Consider the following 25609-nt stretch of genomic DNA (forward strand, 5'->3'; position numbering starts at 1 on the left):
GCGGTGCCGCCGCTGTGGCGGCGGATCATGGATCGGCGGGTACTCGCCCACTACGGCGGTGACGTCACCAAGGCCAACCTGCGCCCGGGCGCCAGGATCCGGCTCGCGGAGCCCGCCCGTGCTGTGGCGTGATGTCAGGGGCGTCTTCGAGGCGCGGGTGGGGGAGCGGGTGGTGCGCGGCTGGGCGCCCACCGTCGAGGACATGGCCACCCTGCTGCGCCGCTACGGCGCCACCGCGACCACCGGCCCCGTCGTCTCCCTCGCCCCGGCCCCCGCCGACCTCGACCACGTGCGCGCCGGGCACCTGGACCAGGACCCGGGCTGGCCCCGGCTGCTGCGCGCCGCCGCCGACCGCCCGCAGCGGGACACCCTGCGTGCCGGGCTCGTTCACCTCCGCGACCGGATCCCGGCGGGCGAACCCGAGCTCCAGGACTGGCTGCACGCGCGGATCGCGGAGGTGGACGCGGTGGCGCCGCTGGTGGAGCGGATCGCCGTCTTCGACGGCACCCCGCCGGTGCCCTACGTCCCCGCCGACGGTCCGCGGGCAGGCGCGCAGAGCCTGGACTGGATCGACCCGCGCACCGTGCTCGCCGTCCCGGGCCGCGCCCGCGAGCCGACCGACGACGACCGGTGGTCACCGGCCGGCTTCTGCCGGACCCTGCGCGCCGCGGGCACCGAGGCCGAACTCCGCTCCTGGATGGACGATTTCCTGCTCGGCGGCGCCGCCCGGCCGATCCGGCTGGTGCGGGTGGAGGGCCCGGCCGGGCCGGTGTACGAGCTGCGCGGCGACGGCGCCCGCCGCCTGCAGTTCGCCCGCGCCTTCGGGCTGCCGGTGCTCGCGCTGGTGCGGGCCGCGCAGCTGCCGCGCCCGCTTATCCCCGAAAGCACCCGGGCCGCAACCGGTTTCGACCGCTGGGGCGAGCTCTGGCGCGGGCTGCGCAGGCACCGCCTGCTCGACGTCACCGAGGACGCCGGGCACGCCACACCGCGCTGGCACCCGACCCGGCTCGCCGCCGACTGGCTGCTGCTGCCCCCGGCCGCCGCCACCGCCGCGGGCCGCGCCTACGACCGGCTGCACCCGGGTGCCCTCGCCGCGGCCACCGGGCTCCCCGCCGCGGTCCTCCTCGACGCCGACCGCTGGGCCGGCGTCCTGCTGGCCGACTGACCCCGCTTGCCGGGCGGATGCCGCCACTCGGCGTTCGCGCCGAACCGAACGCGTCACCACGCACTTTCGGCCGCGCCTCGGAGTGCCGGGCAAGTGCTGGGCGCGTTCACTCCGACTCGGCCGACTCCAAACTTAGGTTTGACTTACCAAACTTTCCACGGTTATCGTTGGCAACGCTCGGCGGCTGCGTGTGGCACCGCCTCTCCCTCTCGGGACCGTCGGAAGGTGTGTCATGGTCAAGTCGATCAGGGCCAGTGTCGTCCTATTTGCCGCAATTGTGGTGAGTCTCCTGCTGGCCGCGGCGCCGGCGAGCGCGGATGTCTCGATCCGCGACGCCAAGGCGGGCGATCTGTACGTGCGTGCGGAGCAGCCCAGCCTGGATCAGCTGGAGCGCCAGTTCGCGGCCTTCTGGAACCCCAACATCGGCATCGACCCCAAGGTCGAGGTGAGCTACAACGGCCCCGGCGCGCGCGCCGAGCTGGAGAAGGTCATGCAGTACAGCCGGACCATGGATTTCTTCTCGCTGCAGGGCCGCGCCATCGGCCCGGTGCGCAATGACGGCAACACCCTCTCGGTCACCGTGCACGGCCTGATGGCGGGCATCCCGGCGCAGACCACCACCTACCACTTCATCCGGGACGCCGGGCTCTGGAAGTTCGACTGGAAGCGGATCTGCCAGCAGCTCCAGTGCGCGGGCAACCCGAGCTTCGGCTACTGAGCCGGTTGCGAACGCGCGGGGCCGCGGCATGATCAGCGTCGAGGGCGTCACCAGGAAGTTCGGTGACCGGGTTGCCGTCGGGGAGGTGAGCTTCACCGCCGAGGACGGGGCGATCACCTACCTGCTCGGGCCGAACGGTGCCGGGAAGACGACGGTCATGCGGATGATCGCCGGGCTGGTCCGCCCGGACGCCGGGCGGATCCGGATCGACGGCAAGGGGCTGCCGGAGCTGGCGAGCACGCTCGGCACCATCGGCTTCGCCCTCGGCGCCTTCGCGCGCAACCCGCGGCACACCGCCGAGCAGCACCTGCGCTGGCAGGCCGCGCTCGGCGGGCTCCGGCGCGCCGATGTCGGCACGCTGCTGGAGCGGGTCGGGCTCGGCCCGGCCGCGAAACGTCCGGTGGGCCGGTTCTCCTACGGCATGCTGCAGCGGCTCGGTATCGCCGCGGCGCTGCTCGGCGAGCCGGGCACCATCGTGCTGGACGAGCCGGCCAACGGCCTCGACGTCGAGGGAACGCTGTGGCTGCGCGAGCTGCTCACCGGGCTCGCGGCCGACGGCACCTGCCTGCTCGTCGCCTCGCACGACCTCACCGAGGTGGCGATCACCGGCACCAGGATCGTGGTCATGGGCGCCGGGGCGGTGCTCTGGGACGCGAGCCGGGACGAGACCGTCGCCCGCGGCTCCGGCGAGCGCCCGCTGGAGGCCGCCTACCTGGAGATCACCAGGGGCAGCGTGGAGTACGCGGCGAGCGGAGCGCGGCCGTGACCCTGCTGACCGACGCGGTGCGCAGCGAGTTCGCGAAGCTCTCCCGGCGCAGCCCGCTCTGGTACACGGTGCTGCCGCTCGCGGTGCTGATCCCCACCCTGCTCAACTTCGGTATCGCCAAAGCCGTGGAGTCCAACCAGCTCAACGGCGGCGGTGGCATGGACACCGACAACGCCGCCTACTGGATCCTGGTCTTCTCCACCTTCATCCTCATGGTCGGCGCGGTCTCCGCGCTGGCCGGTGAGTTCAAGGACGACACCGCGCAGATCGTCTTCCGGATCCAGCCGCGGCGCTGGCTGCTCCCCGTGGCGAAGCTGGTGGTGTACGGGCTGATCGGCGCGGTCACCGCCGCGCTCACCACGCTGATCATGCTCGGCGGGTTCCCGCTGCTGTTCCCGCAGATCTGGGGGCGGGTCGACATCCTCTCCGCCGACGGCATCCGACTCTGGCTCGGCATCCCGTTCTTCACCGTGCTGGTCTGCGCGCTCGGGCTCGGGCTCGCCGCGCTGCTGCCGAAGCCGGGGCTGGTGGTGATGATCGTGCTGCTCTGGAAGTTCGGGGTGGAAACCTTCGTCACCTTCGTGCCCGGCGACCTCGGGATCACGCTGCAGCAGCTCTCCCCGTTCAAGAACGGGGAGCTCGGGGTCGGGCAGATGGCCACCTTCGACAGCGCCTTCGGCGGGCAGAACGGCTCGCTGCTCTACTTCGCCGCCATCTGCGTCGCGATCTTCGCCGCCGGGACCGTGCGGCTCACCCGCGCCGACGTGCAGAACGACCAGGAAAGGAACGGCATGGCTCGCAGAGGTTTCCAGGGTGCGGTGCTCCGTGGCTTCGGCGTGGTGTACCACACCGCGACGGTGCTCGGCACCGAGCAGACCACCCCGCGGCTGCTGCGTGTGTGGCTGACCGCGCCGACGCTCTTCGCCGAGATCAGCGTGGAGCCGACCGCCTGGCTGCGGTTCTGGTTCCCGGACCCGGAGGGGTCGGAGAGCGAGTTCCAGCGTGGGTACACGATCGCCGAGGCGGAGCCGGAGACCGGGCGCTTCGCCGTCGATTTCGTGCTGCACGAGCCGGCCGGGCCCGCGTCTGCCTGGGCGATGAAGGTGACCGGTGGCGAGACCATCGAGGTCACCTCGTTCGGCTCCAAGAACTTCACCGTCGGCGACGACCTGCCCGCCGGGTACCTGCTGGTCGGCGACTCGGCCTCGATTCCGGCCATCAACACCATCCTCGCCGCGGTGCCGCCGCAGGTCGCGGTGGAGGTGTACCTGGAGTTGCACCACGACGACGACCTGCTCATCCCGCTCACCCCGCATCCGCTGGCCCGGGTGCACTGGGTGCCGCGCAGCTCGGAGTCGGCGCTCGCCGAGGCGCTGGAGACGCGCGACTGGGCGAACTGGTACTGCTGGGCGGGTCCGGAATCGGCCTCGCTCAAGCACGTCCGGACCCGGCTCAAGGAGTTCGGCTTCCCCAAGACCGACATCTACGCCCAGGCGTATTGGGTGCATGGCCGGGCCATGGGCAAGGAGCGGGACGCCGCCGAGCGCGACGCCGAGCGGGCGGGTGCGGCGTCCGCCGCGGGCGCGGCCCCGCCTACCGTGCGCACGACTGCCGCCGGCGCCGCCGGGACCGATGTCGCCGACGCCGCCGCGACCCCGACCGCTGTCACCGCCGCGAACGGCGGGAACGCCGCCGCCTCGACGGCGGCCGTTCCGGGCACCGTCTCCGGCGCGGCGGCCGCGCCACCCACCCCCGGACGCTGGCGTTCGCAGGCCGGCACCAGGCTGTTCGCCGAGATCCGGCCCAAGCTGATCGTCGCGGGCGTGTTGCAGGTGGTGCTGACCCTGCTCCAGCTCGCCCCCTACGTGCTGCTGGTGGAGCTCGCAAGGAACCTGCTGGCCGGCAGCGATTCCGGCACGCTGTGGTCGCTCGGCCTCTGGGCGCTCGCCCTGTTCGGCGCGGGCACCCTGCTGGAGTCGGCGCTGCAACTGTGGCTGCACGCGGTCGACGCCCGCTTCGGCCGCGACCTGCGCGCCCGGCTGCTCGGCACACTGGCCCGGCTGCCGCTCGGCTGGTTCACCGCGCGCAGCTCGGGGCAGGTGAGCAAGCTGGTCACCGGGAGCACGCTGTCGCTGCACTACCTGGTGACGCACGCCGTCACCGACGCCGTCGCCGCGGTGGTCGCCCCGCTGGCCGTGCTCGGCTACCTGTTCTGGGTGGACTGGCGGCTCGGGCTGATCCTGCTGATCCCGGTGCTCGGCGCCGTGCTCACCATGCTGACCATGATGGCCCAGTCCGGGCCCAAGATCGTGCAGTCGCAGCGGTGGGCCGAGCGGATGAACGCCGAGGCCACCTCGTACCTGGACGGCCAGCCGGTGATCCGGGTCTTCGGCGGCGCCGCGGCCTCGCCGTTCCGGCGCAGCCTCGACGGCTACATCGCCTTCCTCGACGGCTGGCAGCGCCCGTTCGTCGGCAAGAAGTCGCTGATGGACCTGATCACCCGCCCGGTCACCTTCCTCTGGCTGATCGCCGTCGCGGGCACCGCGCTGATCACCACCGACCGGCTCGACCCGGTCGACCTGCTCCCCTTCCTCTTCCTCGGCACCACCTTCGGCTCCCGGCTGCTGAGCATCGGCTACGGCCTCTCCGGGCTGCGCGAGGGCAGGCTCGCCGCGCGCGACATCCAGATCACGCTCGACGAACCCGCGCTCGAGGTGCGCGCGGGCGGCGCCGAGCGGCGGGAGCCGGCGGGCCGGGTGGTCTTCGACGACGTGACCTTCGGCTACCGGGCCGGTGTTCCGGTCGTCGAGAACGTCTCGCTCACGCTGGAGCCGGGCACCGTGACCGCGCTGGTCGGCCCCTCCGGCGCGGGCAAGTCGACGCTGGCCGCGCTGCTCGCCCGCTTCCACGACCTCGACTCCGGCGAGATCCGGGTCGGTGGCCGGGATATCGCGGGGCTCACCCCGGACGAGCTGTACACCCGGGTCGGCTTCGTCTTCCAGGACGCCCAGCTGGTGCACGGGACGGTTCGGGAGAACATCGCGCTCGCGGCGCCCGACGCCGACGCCGCCGCGGTCGAGCAGGCCGCCCGCGACGCCCAGCTGCACGACCGGATCCTGCGGCTGCCGCAGGGGTACGACACCGTGCTCGGCGCGGACACCGCGCTCTCCGGCGGCGAACGGCAGCGGCTCACCATCGCGCGGGCGCTGCTCGCCGACACCCCGGTGCTGATCCTGGACGAGGCGACCGCCTTCGCCGACCCGGAGTCGGAGTACCTGGTGCAGCGGGCGCTGGACCGGCTCGCCGCCGGGCGCACCGTGCTGGTGATCGCGCACCGGCTGCGCACCGTCACCGAGGCCGACCGGATCGTCGTGCTGGACGGCGGCCGGATCGCCGAGAGCGGGACGCACCCCGAACTGCTCGCCAGCGACGGGCGCTACGCCCGGCTCTGGAATGCCGCCGAGACCAAGGAGTTCGCGCGATGATCGGCACCGTTCTCGCCCTCGTCCCGGCCGCGCGGCGCCGGCTCTTCGCCGGCTACCTGACGCTGACCGTCGTCTCCACGCTGCTCCGCGCGGTCGCGGTGGTGCTGATCGTGCCGCTGGTCACCGCGCTCTTCGGCGCCGATCCGGCGCAGGCGTGGCCCTGGGTGGGCGCGCTGACCGGTGCGGTCGTGGCCGGCTGGATCGTGGACTCGATCGCCTCCCGGGTCGGCTTCGACCTCGGCTTCGGCATTCTCGACTCGGCGCAGCGCACGGTCTCCGCGCAGGTGGCGCGGATTCCGCTGCGCTGGTTCGGCGAGGAGAACTCGGCCATCACCCGCCGGGCCATCGCGGCCACCGGGCCGGAGCTGGTCGGCATGGTCGGCTACCTGATGACCCCGGTCATCCAGGGGCTGCTGCTGCCGATCGCGATCGGGCTCGCGCTGCTGCCGATCGCCTGGCAGCTCGGGGTCGTCGCGCTGTTCGCCGTGGTGCTGCTGCTCGGCGCGCTGGCCGCGACGCTGCGGCTCACCCGCACCGCCGACAAGGTCGCCACCGACACGAACAGCGCGCTCACCGCGCGCATCCTGGAATTCGCCCGCACCCAGGCGGCGCTGCGCGCGGCCCGGCGGGTGGAGCCCGCGCGCAGCGAGACCGGCGCGGCGCTGGACGCGCAGCACGGCGCGACCGTCCGGCTGCTGCTGCTCGGCATCCCCGGGCAGGTGCTCTTCGGGCTGGCGAGCCAGCTGGCGCTGCTCGCGCTGGCGGGCACCACCGCCTGGCTCGCGGTGCGCGGCAGCATCGGGGTGCCGGAGGCCGTCGCGCTGATCGTCGTCGTGGTCCGGTTCCTGGAGCCGTTCGCCGCCATCGGCGATCTCTCCGGCGCGCTGGAGAGCGCGCGGAACACGCTGCGCGACATCGAGACGGTCACCGCCGCGCCGGGCACGGCCTCCGGTGCGACCGAGCCGCCCGCCGCGGCCGCAGGCGCGCCCGTCGCACTGCGCGACGTGCACTTCGGCTACGGCGCCGATCGGGTGCTCACCGGGCTGGACATCGAGTTCGGCGCGGGCGAGGTCACCGCGATCGTCGGGCCGTCCGGCGCGGGCAAGAGCACGATCCTCGCGCTGGTCGCGGGGCTGGAGGCGCCGGATGCGGGCTCCGTGCTGGTCGGCGGCGCCGACCTCGGCGCGCTCGACCCGGCAGCCAGACCTGCGGCGGCGGCGGTCGTCTTCCAGCAGCCGTACCTCTTCGCCGGGACCATCAGGGAGAACGTGCTCGCCGGTGACCCCGGCGCGGACGAGGAGCGCCTGGCCACCGCGCTCCGGCTGGCCAGGGTGGACGAGTTCGCGAGCCGGCTGCCGGACGGCCTGGACACTGTGGTCGGCGAGGCGGGCACGGCGCTCTCCGGCGGTGAGCGGCAGCGGGTCTCGATCGCGCGGGCACTGCTCAAGCCCTCCGCCGTATTGGCGGTGGACGAGGGCACCAGCGCGCTGGACGCGGAGAACGAGGCGGCGGTGGTCGCCGCCGTCACCAACGACCCGCAGCGCCGGACCCGCATCGTGGTGACGCACCGGCTCAGCACGATCGCAGGCGCCGACCGGGTGCTGTTCGTCGAGGACGGCCGGGTGATCGAGGACGGCACCGTGCAGGAGCTGCTCGCCGCCGCCGGCCGGTTCGCCGATTTCTGGTGGCAGCAGAACGATGCGGCCGGCTGGCGGATATCCGCCGGCGTCGGCTGACCCGCACAACCGAAGAAGACTGTCGAACGGGCCGGAAGCGGCCCGGCATCCCCGCGCGCCCGTGCGAGGTGAAAGCTGTTGTGCCGCAACAGATCGAACTCGACAGGGCGATGAATTAGGGTACCCTAAGTAAAACTCTGTGAGAGGCGTTGTCGATGGTGGTCGTTCGTTCGGAGACGGATCTCGACGTCCGGGCGGAAGTCGGATCGGTACTGGGAATCGCGCCGGAATCGCTGGATTTCGATGGTGATCTGATCCAGCAGGGCCTGGATTCCCTGCGCATGATGCGGCTCTCCGGGACATGGCGGAAGCGCGGCCACGACATCGATTTCGCCCGGCTCGCCGCCGATCCCACACTCCGCGCCTGGACCACGCTGCTGGTCGGCGAGCTCCCCGCCGAGCCGGAGGCCGCGCTCCCCGAGGTGGATCCGGCCGAGCCGTTCCCGCTGGCGCCGATGCAGCACGCGTACTGGATAGGCCGCTCGCACAGCCACGCCTTCGGCGGGGTCGCGGCGCATCTGTACATCGAGTTCGACGGCGCGCTCGCCGCGCCGGAGCGGTTCGAGGCAGCGGTCGCCGCGCTGCTGGAGCGGCACCCCATGCTCCGGGTGCGGGTGCTGCCGGACGGCACCCAGGTGATCGGCGCCGCGCACCGGGGGGCTATCGCGGTGCACGACCTGCGCGCGGTGCCCGACCCCGAGGCGGCGCTGGCCGCGCTGCGCCGGGACGGCACGCACCGCGCGCTGCCGATCGAGGACGGCGCCGTGCTGCGCGCCGAGCTCAGCCTGCTCGGCGACGGCCGCACCCGGGTGCACCTGGACGTGGACATGATCGCCGCCGACGCCATGAGCTACCGGGTCCTGGTGGACGACCTGGCCCGGCTCTACCGCGGCGAGACGCTGGCCCCGCTCGGCGTCACCTTCCCCGCGCTCTCCGCGGCCCGCACCGGCCGCGTGCCCAAGGACGCCGATCTGGCCTGGTGGCGAGGGCGGATTCCGCACCTGCCCGGCCCGCCCGAGCTGCCGCTGAACGAGGCGGCCCGGCGCGGCGCCACCGCGCCCGACACCGTGCGGCTGCACCATGCCATCGACGCCGCCGACCGCAGGCGGCTGGAGGAGCAGGCGCACCGGCGCGGCACCACCCCGGCGGCGGCGGTGGCAGCGGTCTTCGCGGAGGCGGTCGGCGCCTGGTCGGCGAGCCCGCGCTTCCTGCTCACCGTCCCGCTCTTCGACCGCGAGCCGGTGCACCCCGACGTGGAGCGGGTGGTCGGCGACTTCACCTCCTCGCTGCTGATCGACGTCGACCTCACCGAACCCCGCACACTCGCCGAGCGGGCCCGCGCGATGCGCGCCGCGCTGCACGAGGCGGCCGCGCACGGCAGCGTCGGCGGGCTGGACGTGCTGCGCGAGCTCGGCAGGCACCGCGGCGAGCCGGTGGTCTCGCCGGTGGTCTTCACCAGCGCGCTCGGGCTGGGCGAGCTGTTCTCGCCCGCCGTCACCGAGGTACTCGGCGAGCCGTCCTGGATCGTCTCGCAGGGGCCGCAGGTGCTGCTCGACGCCCAGGTCACCGAGCTCGCAGGCACCCTGCTGCTGAACTGGGACGTGCGGGCGTCCGATCTCGAGCCCGGCGCCGCCGAGGCGATGTTCGGCTACTACGTGCGGCTGCTCGACCTGCTCATCGCGGGCGACTGGGACATCCCGGCCCCCGACCCGCTCGCGGCCGAGGTCCGCGCGCAGCGGCTCGCGGCCGAGCGCCCGCTGCCGGCGACCGCGCACTTCGACGGCACCCTGCACGGCCGGGCGCTCGCCCTCGCCGAGCGGCGCGGCACCGCCCCCGCGGTCGTCGCGGACGATCGCACCCGCTCGCACGCCGAGCTCGCCGACGAGGCCCGCCGGATCGCGGGCGCACTGCGCGCCGCCGGGGTGCGGACCGGCGACACCGTCATCATCGACCTGCCCAAGGGCGGCGACCAGGTCGCGGCCGCGCTGGGCGTGCTCACCGCGGGCGCCGCCTACGTCCCGCTGGCGCCGACCCAGCCCGCCGCCCGCCGGGAGCGCATCGCCGCCGTCGCCGCACCGGCCGCGGTACTCACCGATCGGGTCGCTGCCTGGCCGGACGCGGTGGCGCTCGAGATCGGCGCGGCGCGCGCGGCCGACCCGGCCGAGCCGGTGCCGGTCGGCCCGGACGACCTCGCCTACGTGCTCTTCACCTCCGGCTCGACCGGGCTGCCCAAGGGTGTGCAGGTGCCGCACCGGGCGGCCGTCGCGACCCTCACCGACCTGGTGGCGCGGTACGAACTCGGCCCGGGGGACCGCACCCTGCAGGTCTCCTCGCTGGAGTTCGACCTCTCGGTCTTCGACATCTTCGCCCCGCTCGCGGTGGGCGGCGCCGTCGTCGTCCCCGGCGACGACGAGCACACCAGGGTCGACACCTGGGCCCGGCTGCTCGCGGAGCGGTCGGTCACGGTCCTGAACTGCGTGCCATCGATCCTCGGCATGCTGCTCGACCTGGTCCCGCTGCCGGAATCGCTGCGCGTGGTACTGCTCGGCGGCGACAAGGTCGACGTCGCGCTGCTCGACCGGGTCGCGGCGCAGCTCCCGGAGTGCCGGGTGGCCGGGCTCGGCGGCACCACCGAGACGGCCATCCACTCCACCGTCTGCGCGGCGCCGCAGGTGCCCGCAGGCGCCGCCTTCGTGCCGTACGGCACCCCCCTGGCGGGGGTGCGCTGCCGGGTGGTCGACGCCGCGGGCCGGGACCGGCCGGACCTGGTCCCCGGCGAGCTCTGGATCGGCGGCGCCGGTGTCGCCGACGGCTACCGCGCCGACCCGGAGCGCACCGCCGACCGCTTCCTCACGCGCGACGGCGTGCGCTGGTACCGCACCGGCGACCTGGCCCGCTACCTGCCCGGCGGCTTCCTGGAGTTCCTCGGCCGCGCCGACCACATGGTCAAGGTGCGCGGCTACCGGGTCGAGCTCGGCGAGGTCGAGGCCGGGTTGCTCGGCCTCGACGCCGTCGGCGCGGCGGTGGCCTGGTCGGACGGGCGCGAGCTGCGCGCCGCCGTCGTCGGCGCGGCCGACGGCGCGGCGCTGCGCACCGCGCTCGCCGACGTGCTCCCGCCGCACATGATCCCGCGCACGATCACCGTGGTCGAGGCGCTGCCGCTCACCGCCAACGGCAAGTACGACCGGGCGAAGATCCGCGAGCTGGCCGGCGCCGACGAGCGGGTCGCGGTCGAGCCGCGCACCCCGCTGGAGCGGGCGCTGGTCACCGTGCTCGGCGAGATCCTGCCGACCCGCCCGCTCGGCGTCACCGACGACTTCCTCGCGCTCGGCGGCGATTCCGTGCTCGCCACCGCCTTCGTGGCGCAGGCGAGGCAGTGGCTGGACACCCCCGACCTCACGGTGGCCGACATCTTCGTGCGCCGCTCGGTCGCCGGGCTGGCCGAGCGCATCGCCGAGCTGGAGGGTGAGCGCGCGGGCCGGGTCGCGGAGACCGTACTCGCCGTACTGCGGCTGTCCGAGGTCGAGGTCGAGGACGAGATCGCCGGCGCCACACCGCACTACCCGTTCGAGTCGCGGCCGATGGAGATCGAGCGGGACGCGGAGCTCGCGCACGGCTGGCTCACCGACCCCAAGGCCGAGTACTGGGGGATGCTGAACAGCACCGTCGCCGAGGTCGAGGAGCTCATCCGGCACAGCGCCGAGATCGGCGGGGCCCCGGAGTACGGGCTGCGCATCGGGTACTACGAGGGCACCCCGGAGTTCCTCTTCGAGCTCTACAACCCGGCGACCAGCGAGCTGGCCGACCCCGGCACCGGCTACGCCGCCGAGCCGGGCGATATCGGCATGCACCTGCTGGTGGCGAGCACCGACCGCAGGCTCAGCGGCTTCACCGGCGCGGTGATGCTGCACATCATGCGCACCGCGTTCTTCGAACTCGGCGCGGAGCGCGTGGTGGTGGAGCCGGACGTCCGCAACCTCGACGTGCAGCGGCTGAACGCCGCGGTCGGGTTCGCGGTGGCGGGCGACCACCCGGTCGGCGACAAGGTGGCGCGGCTGAGCTACTGCACCCGCGCCGATTTCGTCCGGGCCACCGGCAACGGCCGCTTCCTGGCCCCCGCCTTCCGGCGCACCGATTCCTGAGAGGCCGACGTGTCGCATTCTTCGTACTGGCCCGCCTATCACCGCCGGATGGCGGTCAAGGTGCTGGCCGAGCTCTGCCACGAGCGCTTCGTCCGCCCGGCGGCGGTCGCGCCGGGGGAGTACCTGGTGCGCTCCGGCGACGGCCGCACCGAATACGCCTTCCACGCCGAGGTACTCGCGCTGGACAGCTGGCACATCGACCCCGCGTCGCTGCGCCGCACCCGCGACGGCGCCGAGCTGCCGATCGACGCCATCGCCCTGGTGATCGACCTGGGCGACGCGCTCGGCATCGCGCCGGAGGCGCTGCCGGAGTACCTGGAGGAGTTCCGCAACACCCTGCTGATCGGCGCGGGCCGCCCGGACGAGCGGCGGATCCCGGCCGCCGAGCTGGCCGCCGCCGACTTCCAGACCATCGAGCGCACCATGACCGAGGGGCATCCCTGCCTGCTCGCGAATGCCGGGCGGCTCGGCTTCAGCGCGGACGACGTCCGGCGCTACGCGCCGGAGTGGGGCGCGCGGTTCGCGCTGCCCTGGCTGGCGGTGCTCAGGGCGAACACCGATTTCGCCGCGATGTCCGGCGTCGACTACCCCGGGCTGGTCGAGGCCGAGCTCGGCGCGGCGACGCTGGCACGCTTCACCGCGGTCCTCACCGGCCGCGGCCTCGACCCCGGCGACTACTACTTCATGCCGGTGCATCCGTGGCAGTGGACCGAGCGGATCCAGCGCGTCTACGCCATCGACCTCGCCGAGCAGCGGATCGTCCCGGTCGGCGAGAGCGACGACCGGTACCAGCCGCAGCAGTCCATCCGCTCGCTCTTCGACACCACGACCCCGGAGCGGCACTACGTGAAGCTGGCGCTCTCCATCGTCAACATGGGCTTCACCCGCGGGATGTCGGCGGACTACATGCGCACCACCCCGCTGATCAACGACTGGGTGCGCGAGCTGATCTCCGGCGACCCCTACCTGGACGAGCTCGGCTTCGCGGTGCTCTACGAGGTCGCCGCCATCGGCTACCGGAACACCGAGCTCACCGCGCTCACCCGCCCCGGCTCGGAGTACCGGAAGCTGCTCTCGGCGCTGTGGCGGCAGAGCCCCGTCCCGCTGGCCCGCCAGGGTGAGCAGCTCACCACCATGGCCGCGCTGCTGCACGTCGACCACGAGGGGACGCCGCTGGTGCGCGCCCTCGTCGAGCGCTCCGGGCTGCCCGCCGCCGAGTGGCTCACCCGCTACCTGCGCTGCTACCTGCACCCGATCGTGCACCTGCTCTACCGGTACGAGCTGAAATTCTCCCCGCACGGCGAGAACCTCATCCTCGTACTGGACGCCGGGGTGCCGGTGCGCGCCGTGCTCAAGGACATCGGCGAGGAGGTCTCGATCTTCGGCGACCCCGCCGGGCTGCCCGAGGCGGCCCGCCGCGCGGTGACCGATGAGCCCGACGAGATCCGCGCCATGGGCATCCTCTCCGACGTCTTCGACGACTTCCTGCGGCACCTCGCGCTGCTCCTGCACGCCGACGGCCTGCTGCCGGACGACCGGTTCTGGGCGCTGGTCGCGGCGAGCCTGCTCGACTACCGCGAGCGGCACCCGGAGCTGGCGGAGCGCTTCCGCCGCTGGGATCTCTTCACCCCCGCCTTCCCCGCCATCCACCTGAACCAGCTGCAGCTCGGCAACAACAAGCGCATGGTCGACCTCGGCAACTCCTACGCCACCCTGGTCGCGGGCGACCACGCCCTGGCCAACCCGGTCGCCGCGTACCGCCCCGCCGAGCGGGAGGTCGCGGTCCCGTGACGATCGAGATCATTCGCGACGCCAACGGCATCCCGCACATCAGCGCCGATTCCGCCGCCGGGGCGCTGTACGGGCAGGGCGTCGCCTGCGGGGTCGACCGGGCCTGGCAGCTGGAGTTCCTGCGGCTGCGCGCCGAGGGCCGCACCGCCGAGGTGTTCGGCGCGACCACCGTCGGCTGGGACGAATTCGCCCGCCGCTCCCGGATGGACGCCGCCGCCCGCCGCATCCTCGCGGCGTCGTCGCCGCGCACCCGCGCGCTGATCGGCGCCTACGTGGACGGCATCAACAGCACCCTGGACGCCGCGGCGGCGCCCGAGCTCACCGAGTTTGGCCACCGCCCCGCGCCCTGGCAGCCGTGGACCCCGATCGCGGTGTTCCTGGTGCACCACATCCTCTTCGGGCGGTTCCTCACCAAGCTGTGGCGGCTGCACGCCTGCCGCGCGCTCGGCCTCGACGCGCTTGTGCTCTTCGACTGCGAAGGGGTCGACCCCGCCGAGCCGACCGTGCCCGCGCGGCCGGACGCGGCTTTCCTCACCGAGTTGCTCGGCCACTGCACCGAAGCAGAGGGGGCGCAACCGGATTCGACGACCCTCGGGGACGCGATCTCCGGCAGCAATGCCTGGGGCGTCGCCGGCGCCCGCACCGCGAGTGGTGCGCCGCTGATCGCCGGTGACCCGCACCGGTTCCTGGAGCTGCCCGGCATCTACCAGCAGTTCCACCTGGCGGCGCCGGAGTTCGACGTGATCGGCTTCGCCTTCGCGGGCGTCCCCGGGGTGCCGCACTTCGCGCACGCCGGGTCGGTGGCGTGGGGGATCACCAATGCCATGGGCGACTACCAGGATCTCTACCTGGAGAAGCTCACCCGGACCGCGGACGGGGTCAACGCCGAGACCCCGGACGGGTCTGCCCCGGCGGCCGTGCACACCGAGCAGATCCTGGTCCGCGACGCCGACCCGGTGCCGGTCGAGATCGTGGTCACCGGCAACGGCCCGGTCATCGTCGGCGGCCCGGACGCGGCCTTCGCACTGAGCCTGCGCACCCCCATGCTCGCCGACCCCGAGGTCACCTTCGACCCGGCGCTCGACCTGCTCTTCGCGACCTCGACCGGCGCGGTCGAGGTGGCGCTGCGCGGGTGGGCCGAGCCGGCCAACCGCGTCGTCATCGGCGACACCGCCGGGCGGCTCACCCACCACGTCACCGGCCGCATGCCGGAGCGGGCCGCCGAGAACTACTGGCTCCCGGTGCCCGGCTGGGACGCCCGCTACCGGTGGCGGGGCTACGCCACCGAATCGGTGCGGGACACCGGCTTCGACGCCGCGGTGCCGGACCACTCGGTCATCGCCAACCAGCGCATCCCCGGCTCGCTCCCGCTGCAACCGGTCACCACCGAGTGCGTTCCGCCCTTCCGCGCCGACCGGATCGACGCCCTGCTGACCGCGAATCCGTCGGTGGGCGTGAACGATTGCGAGGCCATCCACGGCGACGTCCGGCTCGACCAGGCCACCGCGCTGCTCGACCGGCTCCGCGCGCTGACCGAGCTGAGCCCGGAAGCCGAGAAGCTGCGCGCGCGGCTGCTGAGCTGGGACCGCGCCATGGCCGCGGACAGCACCGACGCCTATCTCTTCGCCGAGGTCAGGGCCCGGTTCGTCGCCGGGATCACCCGCGACCCCGCACTGGCCGGGCTGGCCGTCCCGCACGCCTTCCCGCGGGTCTTCGACCCGTGGTTCGTGGCGGGCACCCGGCTCGCCGCCGCGCTCGACTCGGTGCTGGAGCACGGGCCGCGGCTCGGGGTCGGGATCGCGGCGGCGCTCACCGCCGCGATCGAGGCCGTCGCGGTGCTGGAGACCGTCCCGGCCTGGGGGGACGTGCACCTGCTCGCCCCCATCCACGGCATGGACCTGGCCGGGGCCACCCCGCGGCACCCGGAGCTCTCCGCCGCCATCCGGCCCGGCCGGTACCCGCTCGGCGGCGACGCGGAGTGCGTGCTCGCCAACGGCAGCGCGGTCGGCTTCTCGCATGCCTGCGCCGTCGGCTCGGCCGCGCGCTACGTCTGGGATCTCGCCGACCGGGACGCCGGGCGCTGGATCGTGCCGCTCGGCGTGAGCGGCGACCCGCGCTCGCCGCACTTCCAGGACCAGGCGCCGCGCTGGGCCCGCGGCGAACTCATCGACATCGTCAGCGACTGGGCCGTGCTGCGCGCGAACGCCGCCGCCGTCCACCGGTTCACGCAGGGAGAAGCATGACCGTACTGACCGACACCCGGCTGGAGCTGGTGCGCAGGCGACTCGCGGCGGCCGGGCTCGCCGGCGACCACCGCTTCGCCGCCCCGGCGCTGCCGCGGCTGGACACCGGCGAGTTCGGCATCGCCGAGCGCCGCATGTGGAAGATCTACGAGCTCGACCCGGACTCGCTCTCGCACACCATCGGCCTGATCCTCCGCTTCGACGACACCTACACCGTGCCCGGCCTGGTCGAGGCCGTCGAGCTGGTGGTCCGCGAGGCCGCGGTGCTCGGCTCGGTGGTCACCGTCGACGGCTCCGGCGTTCCCCGCCGGGTGCCGGGCGACACCGCGGGGGAGTGGATCGTGCCGGGCGCGGAGTGGGCCTGGAACGCGCGGGCCGCGACCGCGGACGAACTGGTCGCGATCCCCTTCCGGCTCACCGAGGAGCCCCCGCTCCGGGTCCGGGTGACGGCCGACGGCGCCGGCGTCACCGTGCTCTTCGTCGTGCACCACCTCGCGGTGGACGACACCTCGTGGCCGCTGCTGCTCGGCACCCTGATCTCCGGCACCTGGCCGGACGCCGCCGCGGTGCCGCCGATCCAGCGCCCGGCCCCGCAGGTCCAGCGCGCGGTCGAGCACGCCACGCGGACCTGGGCCGCCGAGGGAATCCGCTTCCCGCTCTCCGGCGAACTCCCGCGGGTCACCCCGGAGGAGAGCTGGCTCGCCCCGATGGACGAGGACGCGGGCGCCAAACTGACCGAGCCGGTCGACCCGGCCGCCGTCGCCGCGCTGGACGCGGTCGCCCGCGAGCTCGGCGGCACCGCGAACGCCCTGTTCATCGCGGTCACCGCGCTCGGCGTGCACGCCTTGACCGGCGCCGAGGACCACGTGCTGCTCGTCCCCGCCGACAACCGGCAGCCCGGCGACCGCCCGGACCGGGTCGGCTACAGCGGCAACATCGTCCCCATGCGCTTCGCCGTCGACCCGGCGGCGAGCGTGCGGGAGACGTTGCGCGCCGCCGTCGCCGTGGTCTACCGGGCCATGGAGTTCGCCGGGGTCGACTACGGCACCGTGCTCACCGCCCTGCGCGGCGCGGGCGGGCGCTTCCCGGTCGCCGAGATCATGGCCTCGGTGCGCACCGCGCCGCTGCGCGGCATCCCGGTGCCGGACGGCGCCCGCGTCACCTGCGAATCGGTCTTCACCGGTATCGCCCCCTACCCGCTGACCTTCGCCTTCGAGCTGGCCCCCGACGACCGGGTGCACCTCGAGGTCGACCACCAGCTCGGCACCGTCGACGCCGCCTTCGCGCGGCGCGCCGCGACGCTGCTCACCGCGCTGGTCGCCCGGGTGCCCGCCGCGCTGGACGGCACCGTCGCCGCCCTTGCCCGCGAGCTCACCGAACCGAATCGTGAAACGAGGACTCCCCGTGTCAGCTGAATCCGTGCTCCCGTGGGGGAGAGCGTCCCGCTTCGCCGGTCCCGGCGCGGGCTGGTCCGAGGTCGGCACCGGGCTGGCGCAGCTCGCCGCCGCGGTCGGGGAGCGGCACCACGGCGTCCCGCTGCCGTCGGGCGACCCGCTCGCCGTGCTCGCCGCCGTCGCCGACGCGCTCGGCCCGGAGCGCATCCCGGAGAGCGGGGTCGGCCCGGCCACCGCGCTCGCCCGGCTCGCCGAGCTGGTCGCCGCCTACGGCCTCGACCTGACCCACCCGCTCACCGCCGCGCACCTGCAGCCGCCGCCGCTCACCGTCGCGGTGGTGGCGGACGCGCTGGCCAGCGCCACCAACGCCTCGCTGGACACCTACGACTCCGGCCCGGCCACGCTCGCCATCGAGCAGTGGACCATCAACGCGCTGGCCCGGCTGGCCGGCTTCACCGAGACCGCGGGCGGCGTCTTCGGCCCCGGCGGCTCCTACTCCAACCTGCTCGCGCTGCTCATCGCCAGGGATTACACCGCCGCCGGGCACGGCGTGAACACCAGGCAGGACGGGGTGGGCGGGCTGCACCGCCCGATCGTGCTCTGCTCCCGGATCGCGCACTTCTCGGTGCACCGGGCCTGCGCCGCGCTCGGCCTGGGCGAGGCCGCGGCCATCCCGGTGCCGGTCGACGCCGAGCACCGGATGATCCCGGAGGCGCTGAACGCGCTGCTCACCGAGCTGGGCCACAGCCACACCCCGGTCGCGGTGGTCGCCACCGCCGGCACCACCGACTTCGGCAGCGTCGACCCGCTGCCCGCGCTCGCCGAGATCACCGCGCGGCACGGGGTCTGGCTGCACGTGGACGCCGCCTACGGCTTCGGCTCGCTCTTCTCCGACCGGCTCGCCGGGCTGCTCACCGGCATCGAGCGCGCCGACTCCATCACCCTCGACCTGCACAAGGTCGGCTGGCAGCCGGCCGCCGCGAGCGTGCTGCTCCTCGCCGACCAGCAGCGCTTCGCCTCGCTGAGCCGCTCGGTGGCGTACCTGAACCCGGACGACGACGTCGAGGCAGGCTACGGCGGGCTGCTCGGCCAGACGCTGCAGACCACCCGCCGCCCCGACGTGCTCAAGGTGGCCGCCACCTTCCTCGCCTACGGCCGGAACGGCCTCGGCGCCATGCTGGAGACCTGCCACGACCTGGCCGGGTACGCCGAGCGCCGGATCGCCGCCGAGCCGCAGCTGGAGCTGGTCGCCCCGGTCACGCTCACCACCGTCGTCTTCCGCTACCGCTGCGAGGACCTCGACCTGGACCAGGTCAACGCCGAGCTGCGCAGGCGGCTGATCAGCTCCGGCACCGCGCTGATCGGCCGCACCCAGGTGCGGGTCGGCGGCTCGGGCGAGCCGCGCACCTGCCTCAAGCTCACCCTGCTCAACCCGGAGACCGCGGCGGCCGATATCGACGCGCTCTTCGACGAGCTGCTCCGGGTCGCGCTCGAGGTCGAGTCCGAGGCGCTGGAGCAGAGCGACGAGATGGCGACGATCCATGAGTGACGTCGACATCCTCGCCGTCGGCTGCGGGCCGTTCAACCTCGGGCTCGCCGCGCTGGCCTCCACCGTGGACGACGCGAACGTGCTGGTGGTGGACTCGGCGGAGGAGTTCCGGTGGCACCCCGGGCTCATGTTCGACGAGGCCAAGCTGCAGGTCAGCTTCCTCTCCGACCTGGTCTCCCTGGTCGACCCGACGCACCCGCTCTCCTTCCTCGGCTACCTCGCCGACGTGGACCGGCTCTACCCCTTCCTGGTGCGCGAGGACTTCTTCCCGACCCGCCGCGAGTACGAGGCGTACCTGCTCTGGGTGGTGCGGCGGCTGCCGTCGCTGCGCTGGCGCACCACCGTCGACGAGGTGCGCTGGCTGGACGAGGCGGGCGTCTTCGAGGTCGCGGTGACCACCGCGGGCGTGACCTCGACCATCACGGCCGGGCACGTCGTCGTCGGCATCGGCACCGAACCGGCGCTGCCGCAGGCACTCTCGACCACCTCGCGCGCGCTGGTGCACAGCGCCGACTACCTGACCCATCGGGAGCGCGCGCACGCGGCGGGCGCGGTGACGGTGATCGGCTCCGGGCAGTCCGGCGCCGAGATCGTCGCCGACCTGCTGGAGGCGAACCTGCGTGGCGGCCCCGCGGTGCGCTGGTGGACCCGGACCCCGTGGTTCGCCCCGCTCGACTTCACCAAGCTCTCCCTCGAGATGACCACCCCCGCCTACATGGACTACTTCCACGGCCTGCCGGAGGAGACCAGGGACCGGGTGCGCGCCGGGCACTGGCAGTTCCACAAGGGCATCTCGTCGGAGACCCTGGAGCGGCTGCACGACCTGCTCTACCGCAGGCAGCTGCTGGAGAAGGCGCAGCCGGTGCAGCTGCGCCAGGGCGTCGCGGTCGAGGGGCTGGACGCGCTCGACGACGGCGGGCTGCGGATCAGGGGCAGGCACCTCGACACCGGCACCGCGCTGGCGCACACCGCCGACCTGGTCATCGCCGCCACCGGGTACCGGCCGCGGCAGCCGGACTTCCTCGCACCGATCGCCGACCTGCTGCACCGCGACAGCAGGGGCCGCCCGGTGATCGAGCGGGACCACTCCGTCGCCGCCGTGCCCGCGCTGGCGGGCAGGCTCTTCGTCGCCGCCGCCGAGGCGCACGCCGTCGGCGTCTCCGCGCCCAACCTCGACATCGGCGCGGTGCGCAACGCCCGGATCCTCAACGCCGTGCTCGGCCGCGAGGTCTACCGGCTGCCGCGGCACACGGCGTTCACCAGCTTCGGCGTCACCGACGACGAAGTCGTCCCCGACGTCACCGACGACGACGCACTCGACCAAGGAGACCACTGATGTCCGATCACATCGCGGAAACGCTGCGCAGCATCCTCGAGGAGGACCTCGACCTGCCGATGGCCGACGTCACCCGCTCCTCGCTGCTCATCGAGGATCTCGGGCTGGACTCGGTGGCCTTCGCCATCGGCGTCGTCGCGATCGAGGAGCGGCTCGGGGTGCAGCTCACCGACCGGGAGATGGCCGAGACCGCGTCCGTCGGCGAGCTGGAGGACCTGGTCCGATCGAAGGCGGGCATCGCCCGATGACCGCCTACGACGAGTTGCTCGACGCGGCCTTCGACGAGCGGGTGCGGCAGTGGACCGAGCAGGCCGAGCGGGACGAACGCTTCCCGCGCGCGCTGCTCGAGCACCTCGGCGCGGCCGGGGTCTTCGCGCACAAGTGGCGGGACCGCAAGATCACCGACCTCGGTGAGCACTTCGCGCTCGCCGGGAAACTGGGCGCGCTGAACTCTGCGGGCATCGGCGTCGGGGTGAGCCTGCACGACTCCGCCATCGCCGTGCTGCGCCGCTTCGGCCGCACCGACTTCCTGCGCGACCTCGCCGAGCGGGCCATCCGCACCGAGTCGGTGCTCTGCATCGCGGCCTCCGAGGAGGCGGGCGGGTCGGACCTGCAGCACGTCGGCACGGTGATCGAGCCGCACGACGGCGGCTACCGGGTCACCGGGCACAAGAAGTACGTCTCGCTCTCGCCGATCGCCGACCAGATCCTGGTGGTCGGGCGGGCGCCGGGCGGCGCGGAGGGCAATGTCGCGCTGGTCATGGTGCCCACATCGCAGGTCAGCATCGATACCCCGTACCGCAAACTCGGCGCGGGGCCGCTGGACACCGCCGCCGTCGCCATCGACACCTGGGTGCCCGCCGAGGCGCTGGTCGCCCGCGCGGGCACCGGGCTCGCGGTGATCAGCTGGGGGCTGGCGCACGAGCGCTACTCGGTGGCCGGGCAGATCGCCGCCGCCTGCGAATCCATGCTCGGCATCACCCACGCCCGCATGCTGGACCGCACCCAGTTCGGCAAGCGGCTCTTCGACCACCAGGCGCTGCGGCTGCGCCTCGCCGACCTGCGGGCCCGCACCGACCTGCTGCGTTACGCGCTGGCCGGGGTGGCCGCCGAGGGCAAGATCGACCTGCGGACCGCCGCCGCGCTCAAGGTGACCGCCGCGAACCTCGGCAACGAGGTCGCCTCCGAGTGCCTGCACATCTTCGGCGGCTCCGGCTATTTGGAGTCCGAGACCCCGATCGGGCGCTGGTGGCGCGATATGAAGCTGGCCCGGGTCGGCGGCGGCACCGACGAGGTGCTGTGGGAACTGGTCGCCGCGGCCATGCGACCCGATCACGAACGCTACGAAGCCATGTACGAAAGTCAGGGTGCCCCCGCATGAACAGTCCCGTCGAGCTCGCCCCGGCCGACTTCACCTATCTGCACCTGGACACCGCGCGCAGCCCCATGCACTGGGCCATGGTGCTGGAGCTGGCGCCGGGTCCGCAGCTGCACATCGACGAGGTGCGCGCCCGGGTACGCGAGCGGGTGCGGCTCTTCGACATCTTCCGGCTCGGCGTCCGCAACGGCCGCTGGCGCCGCGCCGAGGTGGTGCTCACCGACCAAGTCGACATCGACAGCCACGTCACCGCCGCCGAGTACCGCGACGCCGCCGACCTGCACCGGCAGCTCGCCGGGCTGCACGAGACCGCGCTGCCGCGCCCGGAACCCCTCTGGCACATCACGCTCCTCACCCCCGCCGACGGCGGCGTGCAGTACGTGCTGCTGCGGGTGCACCACGCGCTCTCCGACGGCATCGCGGGCGCCGCCTTCGCCGCGCTGCTCGCCGACGGCACCCCGGCCGACCTCACCGAGTTCGAGCGCTTCGCCACCGCACCGCGGTACCGCATCGCCGGGATCGAGCCGGAGGTGCTGAAGGAGTCGAAGACCGCCTTCGAGGACCAGTGGAAGGCGGGCAGGGCCGGACGGGCCTGGCCGAGGCTGACCCGCTCCGGCCGCAGGGAGGTCGCGCTGACCAGTGCCTCCACCCGTGAGCTGCGCCGCGCCGCGCGCAATCACGGCGCCTCCGTGCACGAATTCCTGCTCGCCGCCATCGGCCGCACCCTGAGCCTCGCCCCGCCGCGCGGGACCAGCTCCGAGGTGCTGCGGGTGACGCTGCCGGTCACGCACGACCAGGCGTTCCGGCACACCGGCAATGCCGTGCTGGTCTCGCTGCTCAACCTGCTCGGCAGCGAACCGGATATCCGCCGCCAGCTGGAGCGGGCCCGCGCCGAGCTGGCCTTCGTCGCGGCCAGGCGCCCCGAGCTGTCGCTGGCCGCCACCGACGACGCGCCGAAGATTCCGTGGCCGGTGCACCGGGCCATCGCCAACGCCTCCATGAGGCGGATGAGCCCGGACATCCACATCGGCATCAACCCCGGCTTCTCCAAGGTCCGCGCGGTGCTCGGGAACCCGATCGCCACGCTGACCCCGATCTCCCCGCTGGTCGGCTACTCCTTCTCGGTGACGAGCCTGATCCTGGGCGGCCGCACCTCGTTCGGCATCGTCACCGACCCGGCGGCGCTGGCCGACGGCTACGCCGCGACCTTCGCCGAGAACTTCGACCGCGTGCTGCGCGAGGCGGCCGTGCAGGAAGGCGCGAACCGATGAGCAGACTCACCGACATCCTCTTCGGGCAGCCGCCCTCGGAGATCTCCGGGCTGTGGAGCGGCGACGGCGCCGACGCGCTGACCTACCGCACCTGGGCGCAGATCCAGGACGCGGCCCGCCGCGCGGCCACCGGGCTCGCCGCGGCCGGGGTCGGGCCGGGCAGCTCGGTGACGATCCTGGCCGGCGACGCCGCCGACGTCGCGGTGCTGGTGCAGGCCACCTGGCTGCGCGGCGCCGCCTTCACCATGCTGCACCAGCCGACCCCGCGCACCGACCTGGCGAAGTGGCTGGCGGACACCCGCGCCGTGGTGCGGATGCTGGACGCCTCGGTGGTCGCGCTCGGCGCGCCCTTCACCGACGTGGTGCGCGAGCTCGACCTGGGCGCGCCGAGCGTGGTCGTCGAAGAGCTGACCGCGAACGCGACCCCGGCCGAGCCGGTGCTCACCGTCGGCGACGACCTCTGCATCCTGCAGCTCACCTCCGGCACCACCGGCGTGCCGAAGGCCGTCGCCATCTCCGGCGGCAACATCATGCAGAACCAGATCGCCATGGCCGACGCCGCCGGATTCCGCTCCGGCGACGTCGTGGTGAGCTGGCTGCCGCTCTACCACGACATGGGCATGATCGGCATGCTGCTCACCCCCATGCTGGCGCGGGCCACCACCGTCATCACCAACCCGCTGGCCTTCCTGAAGAACCCGCTCTCCTGGGCCGAGCTGATCGGGCGCTTCGGCGGGCACGTCACCGCGGCGCCGAACTTCGCCTACTCGGTACTGGCGCGGCGGCTGCGCCGGGCCCCCGACGGGGCCTACGACCTCTCCTCGCTGCGCGTCGCGGTGAACGGGGCCGAGGTGGTCGACCGCGCCACGCTGGACGAGTTCATCACCGAGGCAACGCGATTCGGGCTGCGGCCGGAGGCGCTCATGCCCGCCTACGGGATGGCGGAGACCACGCTCGCGGTCACCTTCACCAGGATGCGCGAGCGCTTCGCCGTCGACGTGGTCGACGGGGCGCGGGCCGAGCGCACCGGCGCCGTCGTCCGGGACGGGATCGAGAAGCCGCGCACCCTGGTGCGGCTCGGGCCGCCGGTTCCCGGCATCGAGCTGCGCGTCGTGGACGAGCGGGGCGCGGTGCTGCCCGCCGACCGGATCGGCACCATCCTGGTCCGCGGCGCCGCCGTCACCGAGCGCTACCTCGGCCCCGACGGCTACGTCGATGCCAAGGACGCCGACGGCTGGCTCGACACCGGCGACCTCGGTTATCTGACCGGTGCGGGCGAGGCCGTCGTCACCGGCCGGAAGAAGGACGTCATCATCGTCGCGGGCCGCAACATCGCGCCCACCGTGGTCGAGCGCGCCGCCTCCGGCATCGCGGGCGTCCGGCCGGGCAGCATCGCCGCGCTCGGCATCCGGCTGCCGAGCATGGCGCGCGAGGGGATCGCGGTGATCGCCGAATCCGAGTCGGCCGGGGACACCGACGAGTGCGAGCGGATCCGCCGCGAGGTGGCGCGGGCGGTGCACGACGAGGTCGGGATCGCGCCGGCGGTCGTGGTCGTGGTGCAGAAGGGGGCGCTGCCCAAGACGCCGTCCGGGAAGTTGCGGCGCTCCTCGGCCGCGAGCCTCATCCCGAGCTGAGCGGAACGCGCTCCACCCGGCCGCCGAGCTGTCGAGGCCGCGGATCGCGCGGGGCCTCGGCTCTCGGCGCCGCGGCTCGGGCGGTGGCGGGACGGCGGGCGTTTCTCCGGGGCGAGTCGGGCGCGAGTCCGCCCGCTCGTCCCGGGAGCCGGTCGTCGACCGGTGGCCCCGGCGCCCGGCGGTCCCCGACGTTGCCGGACAAAACCCCTGTGCGCGAGCGGGATCGGCGCCCGGACCGATACCCTGTCGTCCAGCACTACCCCGTCGGACGTTGGACGCCCATGAGATCGAGCAGGCCGGACCCGGCCCTCCGCACCCCGCCCGAACCCGCCCGCGAGTGGCGCGAAACCCGGCTCCGGCTCCGCTGGGTCGCGCTGCGCGCCTGGGGTGCGCTGCTCGGGACGCTCGCGCTCGGCCCCGCCACCGGCCTCCTGCTCTACCTGGAGTCCACCGCCACCACCCCCGGCCTGCGGCGCCTCGCCGCCACCGGCTCCACCTTCACCGGCGCCGCCTTCGTCCTGTGGACCCTGGTCCTCGCGCTCCCGCTCTTCCTGCGCTACCGGCGCCGCCGCCGCGCCCTGCGCAACCCCTGGCAGCAGTTCTGGTTCGAACACGTGCCGGAGAACGGGCGCGACTGGGTGATCCTCATCGACCTGGACGGTCAGATCGCGGGCAGCCTCGTGCTCCGCTCCCGCGGCAACACCGCCGCCGCCCTCCTCGATTCCGCCAGCGACGCCATCTGGTTCGCAGGCAACCCGTCCCGCTTCGGCATCCTCTCCCGCCCCGGCGGCCTCGACCTGCACGACGCCCGCCGCCCCCGCCTCCGCAAACCCCCCGCCCCCACCTTCCACACCCCACCCGACGCCCGCTTCGACCCGCCCACCGCCGTCTTCACCATGATCCGCGACGGCGACCGCGTCGTCATGCGCGCCGCCGACGGCACCCCCACCCGGCGCCCCCGCTGAGCTCGGACCTTGTGCGATATCCCGTACAACATAAGC

Annotated in this window: 15 protein-coding genes and 3 pseudogenes; all 18 read left to right on the forward strand. The window is 73.8% G+C overall.

What is annotated here, in order from left to right; all coding sequences use genetic code 11:
• The first annotated feature begins 118 nt into the window (after positions 1 to 118).
• The 18 genes and pseudogenes from ACFO0B_RS07665 to ACFO0B_RS07750 all read left to right on the forward strand — a co-directional run bounded on the left by ACFO0B_RS07665 (position 119) and on the right by ACFO0B_RS07750 (position 25573).
• Positions 119 to 1165, forward strand: a complete 1047-nt coding sequence (locus ACFO0B_RS07665) for a hypothetical protein (RefSeq protein ID WP_378611621.1) — start codon at positions 119 to 121, stop codon at positions 1163 to 1165.
• A gap of 232 nt (positions 1166 to 1397) precedes the next feature.
• The gene (locus ACFO0B_RS07670) at positions 1398 to 1883 is read left to right on the forward strand and encodes a hypothetical protein (RefSeq protein WP_378611622.1); all 486 of its coding nucleotides are present in this window, start codon (positions 1398 to 1400) and stop codon (positions 1881 to 1883) included.
• Between the two features lie 28 nt (positions 1884 to 1911).
• Entirely contained in the window at positions 1912 to 2649 is a 738-nt protein-coding gene (locus ACFO0B_RS07675; RefSeq protein WP_378611623.1) for an ABC transporter ATP-binding protein, read from the forward strand.
• Between the two features lie 17 nt (positions 2650 to 2666).
• A pseudogene (locus ACFO0B_RS07680) lies at positions 2667 to 3104 on the forward strand (ABC transporter permease); the annotation flags it as partial.
• A gap of 336 nt (positions 3105 to 3440) precedes the next feature.
• Entirely contained in the window at positions 3441 to 6134 is a 2694-nt protein-coding gene (locus tag ACFO0B_RS07685; RefSeq protein WP_378611877.1) for an ABC transporter ATP-binding protein/permease, read from the forward strand.
• The gene (locus ACFO0B_RS07690; protein WP_378611624.1) at positions 6131 to 7870 is read left to right on the forward strand and encodes an ABC transporter ATP-binding protein; all 1740 of its coding nucleotides are present in this window, start codon (positions 6131 to 6133) and stop codon (positions 7868 to 7870) included. Before ACFO0B_RS07685 ends, ACFO0B_RS07690 begins: the two co-directional genes overlap by 4 nt.
• A gap of 155 nt (positions 7871 to 8025) precedes the next feature.
• Positions 8026 to 11424 (forward strand): annotated as a pseudogene (locus ACFO0B_RS07695) (amino acid adenylation domain-containing protein); the annotation flags it as partial.
• Between the two features lie 45 nt (positions 11425 to 11469).
• Positions 11470 to 12012: pseudogene (locus ACFO0B_RS07700) on the forward strand (GNAT family N-acetyltransferase); the annotation flags it as partial.
• Between the two features lie 48 nt (positions 12013 to 12060).
• Positions 12061 to 13803, forward strand: a complete 1743-nt coding sequence (locus ACFO0B_RS07705; RefSeq protein ID WP_378611625.1) for an IucA/IucC family protein — start codon at positions 12061 to 12063, stop codon at positions 13801 to 13803.
• Positions 13800 to 16046, forward strand: coding sequence for a penicillin acylase family protein (locus ACFO0B_RS07710; protein WP_378611626.1), 2247 nt, complete (start codon positions 13800 to 13802; stop codon positions 16044 to 16046). The genes ACFO0B_RS07705 and ACFO0B_RS07710 overlap by 4 nt, the downstream gene beginning before the upstream one ends.
• Complete coding sequence (locus ACFO0B_RS07715) at positions 16043 to 17461, forward strand: peptide synthetase (protein WP_378611627.1); 1419 nt, start codon at positions 16043 to 16045, stop codon at positions 17459 to 17461. Before ACFO0B_RS07710 ends, ACFO0B_RS07715 begins: the two co-directional genes overlap by 4 nt.
• A complete protein-coding gene (locus ACFO0B_RS07720; protein WP_378611628.1) occupies positions 17451 to 18989 on the forward strand; it encodes a pyridoxal phosphate-dependent decarboxylase family protein in 1539 nt (512 codons plus the stop codon). Before ACFO0B_RS07715 ends, ACFO0B_RS07720 begins: the two co-directional genes overlap by 11 nt.
• Complete coding sequence (locus tag ACFO0B_RS07725) at positions 18982 to 20325, forward strand: lysine N(6)-hydroxylase/L-ornithine N(5)-oxygenase family protein (RefSeq protein ID WP_378611629.1); 1344 nt, start codon at positions 18982 to 18984, stop codon at positions 20323 to 20325. Before ACFO0B_RS07720 ends, ACFO0B_RS07725 begins: the two co-directional genes overlap by 8 nt.
• Positions 20325 to 20573 carry an acyl carrier protein gene (locus tag ACFO0B_RS07730; protein WP_378611630.1) on the forward strand — a complete coding sequence of 83 codons (249 nt, stop codon included), beginning with the start codon at positions 20325 to 20327 and terminating at the stop codon, positions 20571 to 20573. The genes ACFO0B_RS07725 and ACFO0B_RS07730 overlap by 1 nt, the downstream gene beginning before the upstream one ends.
• On the forward strand, positions 20570 to 21706 hold the full coding sequence (locus ACFO0B_RS07735) for an acyl-CoA dehydrogenase family protein (RefSeq protein ID WP_378611631.1): 1137 nt from the start codon (positions 20570 to 20572) through the stop codon (positions 21704 to 21706). Before ACFO0B_RS07730 ends, ACFO0B_RS07735 begins: the two co-directional genes overlap by 4 nt.
• On the forward strand, positions 21703 to 22974 hold the full coding sequence (locus tag ACFO0B_RS07740; protein ID WP_378611632.1) for a wax ester/triacylglycerol synthase domain-containing protein: 1272 nt from the start codon (positions 21703 to 21705) through the stop codon (positions 22972 to 22974). Before ACFO0B_RS07735 ends, ACFO0B_RS07740 begins: the two co-directional genes overlap by 4 nt.
• A complete protein-coding gene (locus tag ACFO0B_RS07745; protein WP_378611633.1) occupies positions 22971 to 24608 on the forward strand; it encodes a long-chain-fatty-acid--CoA ligase in 1638 nt (545 codons plus the stop codon). The genes ACFO0B_RS07740 and ACFO0B_RS07745 overlap by 4 nt, the downstream gene beginning before the upstream one ends.
• A 281-nt stretch (positions 24609 to 24889) precedes the next feature.
• The gene (locus ACFO0B_RS07750) at positions 24890 to 25573 is read left to right on the forward strand and encodes a hypothetical protein (protein ID WP_378611634.1); all 684 of its coding nucleotides are present in this window, start codon (positions 24890 to 24892) and stop codon (positions 25571 to 25573) included.
• The last annotated feature ends 36 nt before the right edge of the window (positions 25574 to 25609 follow it).

Origin of the sequence: Nocardia jiangsuensis, assembly GCF_042650385.1 — a bacterium.
In the GTDB taxonomy this organism is placed as follows: Bacteria; Actinomycetota; Actinomycetes; order Mycobacteriales; family Mycobacteriaceae; genus Nocardia; species Nocardia jiangsuensis.